This is a genomic window from Catenibacillus scindens, assembly GCF_014202115.1.
GTDB lineage: Bacteria > Bacillota > Clostridia > Lachnospirales > Lachnospiraceae > Catenibacillus > Catenibacillus scindens.
Genome location: NZ_JACHFW010000004.1, coordinates 183,964 through 199,135, shown reverse-complemented (window position 1 = coordinate 199,135; position 15,172 = coordinate 183,964). Strand labels below are relative to the sequence as shown.

Below are 15,172 nucleotides of genomic sequence, written 5' to 3'. Positions count from 1 at the left end.
TAAGAGATACTATGGAACAGACAATGATAAAAAACCCATTAGGGTATGAAAAAATACCAAAACTGCTGAAAAGTTTTGCTATACCAAGTATTATAGCCATGCTTGTAAGTTCGCTCTATAATATTGTAGACCAGATTTTTATTGGACAGGGCGTAGGGTATCTGGGAAATGCGGCGACAAACGTATCCTATCCGCTGACAACCATATGTCTGGCGATCGCACTGCTGATCGGTATCGGAAGTGCGTCCAATTTCTCACTCTCCCTTGGAGGCGGGGATAAGGAGAAGGCGGCAAAAATTACAGGAAACGCAGTGTGTATGATGCTGATGTTTGGCATAATCTATGCGGTTGTGATCGAAATCTTTCTCCTTCCCATGCTTAACGCTTTTGGCTCAACACCGGATGTGCTGCCTTATGCACAGAGCTATACCCGGATCACGGCCATCGGTATGCCCCTCCTTATTGTGACCAACGGCATCAGCAACCTTGCCCGGGCAGATGGAAGCCCCAAATATTCCATGACTTGTATGCTCATCGGCGCGGTGATCAACACGATTTTGGATCCTGTTTTTATTTTTGTATTTCATCAGGGTGTTGCCGGGGCCGCCTGGGCCACTGTGATCGGACAGTTTTTTTCCTTTCTGTTTGCCCTCAGATATCTGAGAAAATTCAAATCTGTGGAACTGAAACGGGAGCATTTCCGGCTGAATCTGCGTTTATGTCTGACCACGGTGACACTGGGAATGAGCAACAGTCTGAATCAGGTGGCTTTGACGGTTGTGCAGATTGTCATGAATAATTCCCTGACTTATTATGGCGCCATGTCTGTCTATGGAAAGGAAATTCCTCTGGCGGCCTGCGGTATCGTTATGAAAACAAACGCCATCCTTCTGGCGGTTATTATTGGTATTTCCCAGGGTTCTCAGCCTATTGTAGGCTTTAATTACGGCGCAAAGCAGTACCAGCGGGTGAAAGATACATATAAGCTGGCTATAGTGTGTAACCTGGTAGTATCCGCCATAGGGTTTATTTTGTTCCAGTTTTTCCCAAGACAGATCATATCCCTGTTTGGTACTGGCGACGAGGCTTATTTTGAATTTTCTGTAAAATTTATGCGGATTTTCCTTTTTATGGTTATTGCCAATGGAGTCCAGTTGATTTCATCCAATTTCTTCTCTGCCATTGGGAAACCGTTAAAAGGCATGATCCTGTCCTTAACCCGCCAGGTGTTTTTCCTGATTCCGCTGATCCTGATCATTCCGCTGTTTATGGGAATTGACGGTATAATGTTTGCCGGCCCTGTGGCAGATACGATGGCATTTATAGCGACGGTTGTTTTGATTTCTTTTGAAATGCGGCTTATCAGCAGGATGCAGGCTCAGCAGAAGGCTGGCAGCAGTACCGTATAAGCTGGGCGCTTTAGTCGGCCTGTCCTTGATGGCGGGCCTGCACGCCTGTAGGCAACAGTTTGTCTGTGCTATGTCTGATTGCTGAACTGTTGTTAAAAAATGTATTTTATTCTTGACAATCGACCCCTATTCTGGTATTATATTTCTCACCGGGGTGTAGCACAGTTTGGTAGTGCGCATGAATGGGGTTCATGAGGTCGCAAGTTCGAATCTTGTCACTCCGATGAAATTTTACCGTGAAAGTGCCGGAACATCTTTGATTATAAGATGTTCCGGCATTTTTTTACTTAGGGTTATAAATTTTATATTGTTTCAAAATAAACAGGAATGGTTTATAAAGGGAAAACTGGATATACTAGCGAAATCGGAGATTTTCCAAGGGAAATAGATATAGAATAGAATAAAATAATTAGTTATGCTATAATCCATTTGTTGCCGCCTCCTATACTGGCACAGAAAGGAGGTGTCTACATGGATTATTTGTTATCTTTCATTGCCTACTGGCATTATAGCATATGACGGCTGAAAAAACAATATGCCTGAAATTTTTTCAAATACCAATTTATGATAAATTACCGATTTCCGTATTTTATATCCCTCCTGCTGCTCAAAAATATTTGATGTTACCTTTTGACGTTTACTCTGTGTACCGCAAGTTAAATAGCCGAAAGAAGCTGTTGCTTCAAATGTTTCCCACCCGTAGCTGTTCAAAAATGTAATTTCTGTAGAATAGCCTGGCATAATCTGTGGCGGCGCGATCATAAGTTCTGCATTGGCATCCGGAATATTATTTAAGCTCATGGAGTTTGTTTTTCCTGAGTTTTCAAGATTAGTTTTTGTGTTGATAGGATAGGAAGCCGATAAAAGTACTATCCATAAAATAAATATAATACATAATTTGGTCATCAAGATTCCCACCCTCCCTGATTTACTGAAAGAATAGGTGTAAATAAATTGTAGCACACAGAACCGTCCAATGTATATTGACCGGCTTAACAAATAATATTAAGAAAATTTTGATAAAAATATTTCAGGAAAAATAGAAAAACTTTTGTTGCTGGCAATCTGTCCGCCTATCTCTGACGGAAGAACTGTTAACCTACAAAAATTTATATGTGAAAGGTCTTGCATCCTCACAATAAAAGTGCTAGAATAGTAAATATAGAAGTTTCATTTCCTTAAAAATATCTTATTTTTCAAAAGTTCTGTTTAGAGAAATTCCACAACATAGTTTTTATCAAGTGAATATCAATAAGAGTCCATGAAAGAATATTTTGGCTTTTCTTTTGCAGGATAAGCGATTCCTGTTCAGTAACACTACATTTCTATTTTTTAGTATTCATAAGGATTTCACTATTATTTAACTCTATATACACATTTTTTTCGTCAGGGAGATGTTGCTTATGGGAAAAGGGAGAAATGCAGGAATTTTTTGCCTGATTACAGGAATTGTTCTGTGTATTATGGCTGTTTGTCAGTATTCACCCTATTATGAAAACAAGAAAGAAATACTCAGACTTCAAAATTATGTCCAAAAAGATATAGAAGACCAGGGTTTATCTGTAGATGTCTCAACGCCGGAGAACGCCGGAGAAGATCAGGAAGACTGGGGAGAAAATCTGCCGATGCTGGATTTTGACCGACTGAATCAAGTAAATGAGGATATTTGCGGGTGGATCTATGTTCCTGGGACTGTGGTCAATTACCCGGTTCTTTATGGGGACGAATATTTAAGCAAAGATTATCAGGGACAGTATAGTCCGTTAGGAGCGATTTTTACCTGTAATGAGACGGATTTTGATGATCAATGGCACGTCCTTCTCTACGGACACCGGACATTTGACGGCCAGATGTTTGGAATATTAAATTCCTTTGACGCTCTGGACTTTGCCAAAGATCATTCGGTCTATTTTTATACAGCGGAGGGGGATATTTATGAATTTATACCTGCGGCCAGCTATCTGTGTTCACCTTCAGGATCATCTTTTGAGGATGTGACGGAAATTGGGGAGTATGTTCAGATAATCAAAAATGAGGCAGATGATCATGGATGGGCGGATATGCAGATGCTTGAAACTGGAGAGAAAATTTTAACTCTAGTTACATGTCCCCCGAAAAATTCAGACAGCCTGAGGCGGATCGTTCAGTGTGTAGGGAAATGATTCAAAGATATCTATAGCAGCGGGATAAGATCATCCGGAAAAATTTGTCAAAAAAGAACGGTATACATCATGTAACAGTTCAGAAAAATTGTATAAGTTCTTTTTTGTTTATATAGATCATCAACACGATTTCCCCTCAGACAGGGAGAGCATTATTTGTACTGTACAAAAAGAGAAAAGGCAGTCATTGGGTGCTGTCAATAATATACCACCGCATAAACTTAGTGTCAGATCACTGTTTTCAGACATTAAGACAATGTAACCCACAACGACAGTCTGACAACAGACTTATTGAATAGGAGTGCATAAAAATGAGAAAAAAGTTTAGAGCGATGGTGAGCCTTTTCCTGACCTTTTGTATGGCAGTATCTATGCTGTCTTCCCCAGGACTCGCGGCAGAGACCGGACAGAGCAGTCTGTTGGTTATTGAAGGTTTTAAAAATTTTGATTGTTATGGCACAGAACCTTATCAGCAGTTGGATGATTATGATCCAGAGATAGCGTCTCTGCCGGAAAATGTACAGGCGATATGGTCCAACGGAGAATCATCAGAGTTGTCGGTTTCCTGGGATCTTGTGAGCCGGGACAGCGAAATATATGAATGGGAGATCCGTCTGCCGGAAAATGTGGCGCTGTCTGACGAACTTGAGACAGCGGTCAGAGAAAAAAGGGGACGTCTCCCGTGGATCAGAGCGGTTCTTCCAAAGAACCCCCTGCCTGGGACAGATACGGTAATTGACAGCCAGTTAGATACAGAGTCAACGGATACGGTGATTGATAGCCAGCCAGATACAGAACCGGCGGAGTCTGTAACTGAAAGCGTGGAAGATGATAAGAGCGGGGAGGAAAGTTTTTCAGAGACAGAAACTCTAATAGAGACAGAAACTCTAATAGAGACAGAAACTTCCGAAGAGATGGGAATTGTTTCAGAGACCGAAAAAAAAGAAATACCTGAATCCACTGTCGATGAGGAGGATGAACTGACGGATCAGCACTCTTACAATATAATAGTTCGGGAAAATTTTTCAGGGATTTGTCTGAGTGTTGGCGGAAAGTCATCTGCTCTGCCTGGGGAGACGGTATATGTTTCGGCAGATACAGACAACATGTCGGCAGGAATGTATTTTAACGGTATTACAGTTCGAACTTCGGATGAGAAATCTCTGGAAACTGCCTATGATGTATCTTGCGGAATGTATCGTTTTATTATGCCGGAATCGGATGTAGCGGTTACTCCATCCTATGGATGGATCACATTAATGGCCAACTCCATAGGAACCACTCATACAGTTACAAATTACAGTACGATGATGAACCAGGGTTCTTTAATGGTGGGTTACTTTGAGATTGACGGCGGCACTTTAGCCTGGTGTACGCAGCATTCCCTCGATCCGCCCATTATCGGACGGAGAATGACGACGGCTCAGATTTGGTCCGATAATAGCACATGGCTTTCTACAATGATGCGCCGTATTGCTTTCTACGGTTACAGCGGCCAGCGGGCAGAAGAAACGAAAGCCCGTTTTGGTCTGGATGATCCGGGGTTATGGCGCTATACATCTCTGGCCTATTCCTACGCCTACGGCGGTGATGATAACTTTTATGGATATGGCGCAGCCATGGTGGACTGGCTGTCTTCCCTTGGCAATGCCGCCAATGCTCCGGATTCCTTAAAAGTTTATCGCCTGACTTCCGGCTCTTCTTCAATGCAGGATCTTGTGTACTGGGAGGTGGAAACAGAGCCGGAAGAAAAAGATGGCTGGCTCCAGGTTCACAAAACAGTGGAAGGTCATCTGCATGATGGCAGAAAGATCAGCCCGGAAGGGGCGATTTACAAAGTTTACACAGATCCGCAGTGTACTCAGGTCGTCGCAAATCTTTACATTGGAGCCGATGGCTATTCTCAAAAATCCTGGCATCCTCTGGGAACATACTATGTGAAAGAATATTCGGCGCCTCCGGGCTTAGATGTGGACCCGAAGATTTATACAGTTGAAATTAAGGAGGAAAATAATGAGACTACTCCGGTGATGATTGAATCCGTAGATACAACGAAACAAGATTACGGTTTCCTTCAGGTTTATAAAAAATTTGAAGGCGAAAATTATACTTATGATCCTGACCGGGATCCGGCCTTTTACACAATCTATGCGGATAAAGAGTGTAAATATCCTGCCTACACCCTTGCCGGGGATAATGCGTCCACTTTCAGAGTGGAAAGCTATGGCCTGGAAATCCCCGATGGTTATGCCACAGGAAAAATACCTATTCCCTATGGTACATATTACATTAAGGAGACGCGGGCGCCGCAAAACTATGCCCTTGACCCAACGGTTTACGAAGTTGTCATTGACGAGCGGCACAGCGATGTGTCTCAGCCTATGACTATCATGTCTGCCAATGTGCCGCTGGGCTATTTAAGAATTGAAAAATCCTCGGCTAATAAGGCGATCACCAACGGAAACGGCTGTTATACTCTGAAAGGGGGAGTTTATGGCGTCTATTCCGATCAGGGCTGCATGGACCTGATTGATACCTTAACGACTAATGACCAGGGAGTCAGCGAAACCATTGCCCTGGAGGCAGATACTTACTATGTGAAAGAGATTGAGGCGCCGCCAGGCTTTGCCTTAGATGACACAGTCTATACGGTTCCTGTAACGATGAACGACACTCAGACTCAGCCGGTGGTTGTCCAGTCCGTAGAAGAACCGCTCAATGACCCATTGGTCATTTCAATCACCAAAACAGACGCTCAGACGGGAACTTCTGGCGCTCAGGGAGGGACTGCCCTGGCTGGGGCTCAGTTTACGATTAAGTATTATGATGGTTATTACACCAAAGATAACCTTCCCCAAACACCTGACCGGACATGGGTTATTGAAACGAAAAAAATAGTGAAGGACGGAAAAACATCTTATACGGCATCTTTGTCAGAGGACTGTAAAGTGTCCGGCGATGATTTTTATTATGATGGAGGGCAGTCTGTACTGCCACTGGGAACAATATCGGTCATGGAAACAAAAGCCCCTGACGGATACACTTTGGACGGAGCTTACCTTGAGCCTTCCGGCGGCGGTGAGCGTGTCACTGGTATGTATGTGGCTCAGATTAAAGCTCAGGGGGCGGCAGCCCATCTTGAGGGCGGCAATGTTTATATTGCCGGTGATTATGTTGGCTGCGGCGGTGTCAAAATTCAGAAAGTTGACGCGGACACAAGAAAACCGATCGCCCAGGGCGACGCCAGTCTTGAAGGGGCTGTCTATGCCATTATCAACAATAATGACGCTCCGGTGATCATTGACGAAAAGACTTATAACAAAGGGGCAGAACTCTTACTCCTGACGACGAACAACTTAGGGCAGGCTGGCACCTCCAATGACGCCATTCCCCTGGGACAATATAAGATTGGTGAGGTGGATGCTTCCACTGGATATCTGATCAACAATACGGTGCAGTCCTTTGAGATTGAAACCGTCGGGCAGATAGTATCCCTGGAAAACAGCCTGACCGAGCCGGTCATCCGGGGCGGCGTGAAGGTTCAGAAGCGGGACGCTGAAACTGGCGGCACTGTGGCCCAGGGTGACGCAACTCTTGAGGGTGCGACTTTCCAGATCACGAATCAGAGCGCGGCTGATGTTGTTGTGGATGGCCGGACCTATGCTCCGGGAGCGGTGATCGCCATGATCCGGACCAATGACCAGGGTATCGCCCAGACGGCAAACGATCTTTTACCTTATGGAACCTATAAGATCAAAGAGATCGGAACACCTACCGGATATCTTGGCCAGGGCGTGACACAGCGGACGTTTTCAATCCGCCAAAATGGCGTGCTTGTAGATATGACCGGGGAAGATCAGTCGATCTTAAATGATGTGATCCGTGGCGGAGTCAAAGTTCAGAAGAGGGATGCTGAAACCGGCAGTACCACCCCCCAGGGAGACGCCACGTTTAAGGATGCCGCGTTCCAGATCATCAACTCCGGTGCAAAAGCGGTGATGGTGGGCAGAAAGTCTTATGATCCAGGTCAGGTTGTGACGACCATTAAGACGAACGATCAGGGCTTAGCCCAGACAGCGAACAATCTGCTGCCTTACGGCACCTACACCATCAAAGAAACTGGAGCGCCCACCGGATACCTTGGCCAGGGCGTGACACAGCGGACGTTTTCAATCCGCCAAAATGGCGTGCTTGTAGATATGACTGGGGAAGATCAGGCGATCCTCAATGATGTGATCCGTGGCGGAGTCAAAGTCCAGAAGAGGGATAATGAAACCGGCAGTACCACCCCCCAGGGAGATGCTACGTTTAAGGGAGCGACTTTCCAGATCATCAATCAGAGTAAAAACGCGGTGGTTGTGGATGGGACAGGTTATGAACCGGGAGACGTAGTGACAACCATCACCACCAATGACCAGGGCTTAGCCCAGACCGCGTCAGACTTCCTGCCCTATGGTACATATATGATCAAAGAGACGGGAGCGCCTACCGGATACCTTGGTGAAGGCGTGACGGAGCGGACGTTCTCTATCCGCGAGGATGGCGTCATCATTGACATGACCGATAAAGACCATGCGATCCTTAATGACGTGATTCGTGGCGGAGTCAAAGTCCAGAAGAGGGATGTTCAGTCCGGCGATGCCGCTCCGGAAGGCAGCGCAACCCTTGAAGGGGCTGTATTTACCATTACGAACATCAGTGAAAATCCCGTGATTGTTGATGGAAAATCCTATGAACCGGATGAAGTAGTGGCGCAGATGACCACCGATGAAAACGGCCTGGCCCAGACCGCACCGGATCTTTTGCCCTACGGCACTTATAAGATCACAGAGATCGCTCCGCCCAGAGGCTATCTTGGCGAAGGTATCCTTGAGCGGACGTTTTCCATCCGCGAGGATGGCGTGATCGTGGACATGACCGGGGAGGATCAGGCCATCCACAACCAGGTGATTCGCGGGGATTTTGAACTGACGAAGATTGATTCCGACACCCAGAATGCCATGGTCAATATCCCCTTTAAGATCACATCCAACACTACCGGGGAATCCCACACCTTTACCACGGACGCCAACGGGTTCTATTCCTCCGCTTCCACATGGAACCTGCACAGCTACAATACCAATGGTGGCGGCGCACAGGACGGCCTGTGGTTTGGCCTGGACGCTGAGGGAAATCAGGTGGCGGTCAACGATGACCTGGGAGCCCTCCCTTTCGATACCTACACCATCGAAGAACTGCGCTGTGAAGCCAACGCAGACAAGGTACTGTATAAAGGCACCCTGACCATCTCCCGTGACGGTTACATGGTGGATATGGGAAATATCGAGAATGAGACAGTGAACACACCGGCCATCTATACCTCCGCCCGCAATGAAGACACCGGAACCGCTTACGGTATCGCCCAGGCGGGTACGGCCATCATTGATACAGTGACGTACACCGGGTTGGCCCCAGGGGCAACCTATACCTTGCAGGGAACGCTGATGAACGTGGCAACCGGGGAAACGGTGATGGACGGAGACACACCGGTAACAGCCCAAAAATCCTTTACGGCCATCCTTGAAAATGGAACCATAGATGTTGAGTTTGTCTTTGACGCTTCCGGCCTTTCCGGAGCTGATGTTGTTGTCTTTGAAAAACTGTTTTATGAGGGTGAGGAAGTGGCCAGCCATGAAGACCTTGAAGATGAAGGCCAGACCATCCATTTTCCAGGCATCGGCACCACTGCCACCGATTCAGTTACCGGAACCTATATTGGCGCCCTGCAGGAAAGCACAACGCTGGTGGATACTGTGGCTTATACCAATCTTCAGATCGGACGCTCCTACACCCTGACCGGCACATTGATGGATCAGGCCACCGGGCTGCCCCTGCTGTCCGCCAATGGACAGGAGATCACAGTGACAAAGACCTTTATCCCACAGTCCAGTAACGGCACCGTGGATATGTCCTTTGTCCTAAACACCTCGGACCTTGCCGGAAAGTCCGTCGTTGTCTTTGAGCAGTTGAGCCGAGGCATTGTGGTTTATGCTACCCATGAGGATATCAACGATGAGGGCCAGACGGTTCACTTCCCGAAGATTGGCACCACTGCTGTGGATGGTGTGACCGGGGATCATATGGGCAACGCCGGAGTGGAAGAAGTGACGGTTATTGACACCGTAGCTTACGAAAACCTTGTCCCTGGCAAAGAATACACGGTGAGCGGAACCCTGATGGATAAAGCCACCGGAAAAGCCCTGACCTATGACGGAAAGACCTTTATAGCAGAGAAAACCTTTACACCAAAAGAAGCCAATGGCAGTATTGAACTGACATTTACCGTTCCCGGCGCAGCCCTCCTTGGGAAAGCTGTAGTTGCCTTTGAAGATCTGGCTTATGAGGGGATCACTGTGGGAACACACGCCGACATCAGCGATGAAGATCAGACGGTGTATTACCCGCAGATCAGCACCACCGCCACCGACAGCGTGACAGGAAGCCATTACACTCTGGCGGATGAAAAAGTCACTATCAAAGATACCGTAACCTATCAAACACTGATTCCTGGAAAAACCTATGTGATGACCGGAACCCTGATGGATAAAGGGACTGGCGATCCGATCATGGATGGGGAAGAACCTCTGACCGTAACCCAAGCGTTTACGCCAAAGACTTCCGATGGCAGCCTTGAGATGGCCTTTACTTTGGACGCTTCGGTCTTGTCCGGATCTGATGTGGTGGTTTTTGAAACGTTGACCCTTAACGGAACTCTCCTGGCATCTCATAAAGACCTTGAGGATGAGGGCCAGACGATCCACTTCCCGAAGATCGGGACAACAGCCCTGGACAGTGAAACCAAAGACCATATCGGCAAGGCAGATGACAAAGTCACCCTTGTGGATACCGTCACTTATGAAAACCTTGAACCGGGAACCGAATATACTTTAACCGGAACATTGATGGATAAGGCCACCGGAGAAGCCCTGATGATCGGCGATAAAGCTGTCACTACTGAGGTGACCTTTATCCCGGAGAAGAGCAGCGGCAGCGTGGATGTAACCTTCAGATTTGACGGGACAACCGTGGCAGGAAAAGATCTGGTGGCCTTTGAGGAACTTTACATGGACAGCTATCTTCTGGCGTCTCATAAAGACCTTGAGGACGAGGGCCAGACGGTACATTTCCCGAAGATCAGGACAACCGCAACAGATTCTGAAACCGGGGACCATACGGGCAATGCCGCTGTGGAGAAAGTGACCATCATTGACGCCGTCACTTATACCAACCTGATCCCAGGCAAGGAATACACGGTGAGTGGCACCCTCATGGATAAGTCTACTGGAGAGGCTTTAACTTATGACGGACAGACCTTTACTGCAACCGAAACGTTCACACCGGACAAAGCGAATGGCAGCATTGACCTGACCTTCACCGTTCCAGGCGCAGCCCTCCTTGGAAAAGCGGTGGTTGCCTTTGAGGATGTCACCTATGAAGGAATTTCTGTGGGAACCCATGCCGATATTAACGATGAGGATCAGACGGTCTATTATCCGCAGATCGGCACTGTGGCTACCGACAGCGTGACGGGAACCCATTACGCTCTGGCGGATGAAAAGGTGACGATCAAGGATATGGTCACCTATACCGGTCTGCTTCCGGGACGGGCTTATGTGATGACCGGAACCCTGATGGATAAAGGAACTGGAAAGCCGATCATGGGTGGGGAAGAACCTCTGACCGTAACCCAAGCGTTTACGCCAAAGACTTCTGATGGCAGTCTTGAGATGATGTTTACCTTTAACGCTTCGGCCCTGGACGGCTCTGATGTGGTGGCCTTTGAAAAACTGACATTGGATGGAACCCTTCTGGCGTCCCATGAAGACCTTGAGGACGAGGGCCAGACAATCCACTTCCCGAAGATCGGGACAACAGCCCTGGACAGTGAAACTAAAGATCATATCGGTAAGGCGGACAGCGAAGTCACCCTTGTGGATACCGTCACTTATGAAAAACTTGAACCGGGAACCGAGTATACATTAACTGGAACATTGATAGATAAGTCTACCGGGGAAGCTCTGTTGATTGGCGAGACTGCGGTCACCACAGAAGTGAACTTTACCCCGGAGAAGAGCAGCGGCAGCGTGGAAGTGACGTTTACCTTTGACGGGACAACCGTTGTCGGAAAAGATCTGGTCGTTTTTGAACGTCTGTCTGTGAATGGACATATCATTGCTATCCACGAGGATTTTGAGGATGAGGGCCAGACGGTCCACTTCCCGGATATCAGGACAACCGCAACAGATTCTGAAACCGGGGACCATATGGGCAATGCCGCTGTAGAGGAAGTGACCATCATTGACACGGTGACATACACCAACCTGATCCCAGGCAAGGAATACACTGTGAGCGGCACCCTGATGGATAAATCCACCGGGAAAAAATTAACTTATGACGGAAAGATTTTTACAACAACGGAAACGTTTATCCCGGAAGAGGCCAATGGCAGCATTGAGCTGACATTCACAGTTCCCGGAAAAGCGCTGATGGGAAAAGCAGCAGTTGTTTTTGAGGATGTGACCTATGAGGGCGTCTCTGTGGGAACCCACGCTGATATCAGCGATGAGGATCAGACGGTCTATTATCCCCAGATTGGCACTACCGCCACCGATCAGCTCACAGGAACTCATCAGGGATTTGTCCGTGAAAATGTGGTGCTTGTGGACGAAGTGGCCTATAAGGGAGTTAAAACCGGACATGAATACGCCATAGAAGGCGTCCTGATGGATAAATCCACCGGAGAGCCCTATATGGTCAATGGCCAGGAAGTCAGGGCCCAAAAAACATTTATCGCTAAAAACATGGAGGGTTCGGTCACTCTTGAGTTTGTATTTGACGGCACCGATATTAAAGATGATACTTCCTTTGTTGTATTTGAAAGTCTGTATTACAAAGATAAAGAGGTTGGAAGACATAAAGATCTGACCGATGAGGGACAGACTGTGAATTATCCTAAAGTCGATCTGGGGACTGAAGCAAGGGATCAGGACAGCGGCACCCATGAGGCTGAGGCTAAAGAGACGGTAACTATTATTGATACGGTCAGCTATACAAATCTTATCCCGGACAGAGAGTATCAGGTGCAGGGGGTTTTAATGGATAAAGATACAGAGGCCCCCTTTTTGGTGGATGGAGAACCAGTAACAGCGCAGATTACTTTTGTGCCAGAACAGGCGGAAGGAACTGTGGAAATGGAATTTAAGTTTGATGGTACCAGGTTAGAGAATAAGTCGCTGGTAGTTTTTGAATCTCTTTTTTATGAAGATGTTGAGATTGCTGTACATGAGGATATCAATGATATGGGGCAGACTGTGACAATAGATATTCCGGACACATCAGATCATGAAATTCCCCAGACCGGTCTTTCCTCAACGGTGGGGCTTATGGCTGGGAGCGGAGCCGGACTGACTGTTTTAGGGCTCAGTCTTTTGATTCGATTCCGCAAAAAACACCATAAGCCGAAAATATAAAGCAAGGATGATCAATCATCGGATAATTTGTTGATTAATATCTGTACCTGCTGTTTGGATCCTTTATCTTTGACCTGATTGAGAAGGGATTCTTTCTCTGCCTCTGTCATATGTTCAACTTTGTCCGGATCTACACTATCATCCATTGCGGCTACGGCAAGACCCAGAGGAATTAATTCATTATAATAAAAATCCATGCTTTTCACCTCACTGAAAAGCATGGACAAAAAAGATATTTTTATTCTTGTTTCCTCAGATAATTTTCCAAAGCGGCGATAACCTGAGCGGCTTCATGGAGGGTGTTATAACCGTGGATTCCTGTGCGTATACAGCCGCAGCGAAAAGAACAGGCGATGTTGTGCTGTCTCAGATATTTGTAGGCTGAACTGGAATCCTTCGTTTTAAATGTTACAATGGTCGACCGGGTATTAGCTTGCCGTGTACACGGAGCCACAGATAAATGCAGCTCGTTTAATGCGCGGATAAACCATTCGCTGACCTCCCATGCCTGGCGGTAAATGTTTTCAAATCCCAGATCTTCCATAAATTTCAAGGACGCGTTGAGACCGGCAATGCCGGGAGCGTTTGGAAGTCCTGTTTCAAAACGTGTGGCGTCAGGTTTAAATTCCAGACGGTATTGGACAGAATCTACATCCATGGTGACGCTGTCTGCACCGGCAAAGGGAGGGAAAAGGGTGGGGAGCAATTCTTTTCTCACGTAAAGAAAACCGGTGGAGAAAGGTCCAAGGAGCCATTTAGAGGACAGACCTGCCAGAAAATCAATATGATATTTTTTTACATCCATAGGCATAACACCGAGAGACTGGGCACAGTCCACAATAAGGTAAATGTTGCGTTGGCGGCACCATTGACCGATAGCTTCGAGATCAGCCGAAAAACCGTCGCAAAACTCGACGCTGCTTAAAGAAACCGCCCGTGTACGGGAATCGGCATAGCGTTCAAGAAGAGCCACCGTCAGCCCTCCGCCTGGAAAAAAGTCAGGATGATGAGAGGGCAGTTTCTGGAATGTGTCTAAGCCGGATATTGCCGCGGGAATGATCCGAAGGTGGACACCCTTTTGGTGTTCTTGCACCATCCATGGATAAATATTTGAAGAAAATTCCCGATCACAGACAATTACATTATCGCCGGGAGAAAAGGGAATGGAACCTGCGGCACAGTTAATGCCGTAGGCAACATTTTCTGTAAAAGCGATCTCCTCCGGCGAAGCGTTGATGAGAGATGCCAGCCGCGTTTTACAGGCGGGAAAAATTTCATTGGCATATTGATAATATTTCATAGGCATGGACTGGCGCAGCCGCATACAGTCACACATAGCTTCCGTAACAGCAGGGATCACCGGGCCCATGGAAGCATTATCGAAAAATACGCCTTGATCGACCGTCTGGGCAAGGGCGCTGCGAAAATGATCTAAAAACATAGCCCGTCACCATTAACCTTTTTTATGGGTTTCGATCTTCCCTGAAGGGGACGTATGCTTTTTCCAAAATGACGGCTCAGGGAGACGGATGTTTTTTGGCATAAGAGCAACGACCCGGTAAGCGACAAGCCAGATACAAATGACGCTGACAGGGATAGTGATAAGATTCTGTAAAATACGGACAGGCAAAAGTACAAGGTAGCCTTTTCCTGTAAGCAGCATCAACCAGAATGTCTGTAAGAATACGCTGATCAAAATACTTTCAGTCAGAACACAAAGAAAAATACGCCGGATGCTGGCTGTTTTTCGATAAAGGAAAAAACCATAGATCATTCCGGTTAAAAGGGCGGATATCCCCATGGGTGGGAAGTAGCCATAAGGGCCTAAAAGCGCGGTGATCAGGTCGCCAAGGACTGCTGAAACGCCGCCCCATACCGGGCCGTATAAAATGCCTGTAATGGCAATGGGAAGAAATGTGAAACCAATGGTGGCAATAGGCAGGGAAATCGAAATAAATCTGCCGGTAATCACCTGCGCGGCAATGAGCATACCGATCATAGTAATCTTTCGTACAGTATTTGTCATAAAAAAACCTCCTTATTACGCAGTCAGGGCTACATAAAAAGAGGCAATAAAACGGACTTATTCCAT

The 15,172-nt window shown here is 46.9% G+C and carries 7 protein-coding genes and 1 tRNA gene; 4 read left to right on the top strand and 4 right to left on the bottom strand.

The window, feature by feature from the left end; all coding sequences use genetic code 11:
* The first annotated feature begins 11 nt into the window (after window positions 1-11).
* Together HNP82_RS07175 and HNP82_RS07170 are read left to right on the top strand one after the other, a co-directional pair.
* Entirely contained in the window at window positions 12-1,409 is a 1,398-nt protein-coding gene (locus tag HNP82_RS07175) for an MATE family efflux transporter (RefSeq protein WP_183772887.1), read from the top strand.
* Window positions 1,410-1,559: 150 nt separating this feature from the next.
* Window positions 1,560-1,633, top strand: a tRNA-Pro gene (locus HNP82_RS07170).
* A 259-nt stretch (window positions 1,634-1,892) separates the two neighbouring features.
* On the opposite strand, the gene HNP82_RS07165 is transcribed toward HNP82_RS07170, so the two are convergent.
* The gene (locus tag HNP82_RS07165) at window positions 1,893-2,318 is read right to left on the bottom strand and encodes a hypothetical protein (protein WP_183772886.1); all 426 of its coding nucleotides are present in this window, start codon (window positions 2,316-2,318) and stop codon (window positions 1,893-1,895) included.
* A gap of 494 nt (window positions 2,319-2,812) precedes the next feature.
* Here HNP82_RS07165 and HNP82_RS07160 point away from each other — a divergent pair, with 494 nt between their 5' ends.
* Window positions 2,813-3,571, top strand: coding sequence for a class B sortase (locus tag HNP82_RS07160; RefSeq protein ID WP_183772885.1), 759 nt, complete (start codon window positions 2,813-2,815; stop codon window positions 3,569-3,571).
* A 311-nt stretch (window positions 3,572-3,882) separates the two neighbouring features.
* Window positions 3,883-13,080 carry a VaFE repeat-containing surface-anchored protein gene (locus HNP82_RS07155; RefSeq protein ID WP_183772884.1) on the top strand — a complete coding sequence of 3,066 codons (9,198 nt, stop codon included), beginning with the start codon at window positions 3,883-3,885 and terminating at the stop codon, window positions 13,078-13,080.
* An 11-nt stretch (window positions 13,081-13,091) separates the two neighbouring features.
* Here the strand turns inward: HNP82_RS07155 and HNP82_RS07150 are convergent, their stop codons facing one another.
* From HNP82_RS07150 to HNP82_RS07140, 3 genes are read right to left on the bottom strand one after another with little or no spacing between them, the layout of a single operon-like run.
* A complete protein-coding gene (locus HNP82_RS07150; protein WP_183772883.1) occupies window positions 13,092-13,277 on the bottom strand; it encodes a hypothetical protein in 186 nt (61 codons plus the stop codon).
* A gap of 41 nt (window positions 13,278-13,318) precedes the next feature.
* The gene (locus tag HNP82_RS07145) at window positions 13,319-14,521 is read right to left on the bottom strand and encodes an aminotransferase class V-fold PLP-dependent enzyme (protein ID WP_183772882.1); all 1,203 of its coding nucleotides are present in this window, start codon (window positions 14,519-14,521) and stop codon (window positions 13,319-13,321) included.
* 12 nt (window positions 14,522-14,533) lie between these two features.
* Complete coding sequence (locus HNP82_RS07140) at window positions 14,534-15,106, bottom strand: folate family ECF transporter S component (protein ID WP_183772881.1); 573 nt, start codon at window positions 15,104-15,106, stop codon at window positions 14,534-14,536.
* Window positions 15,107-15,172: the final 66 nt, after the last annotated feature.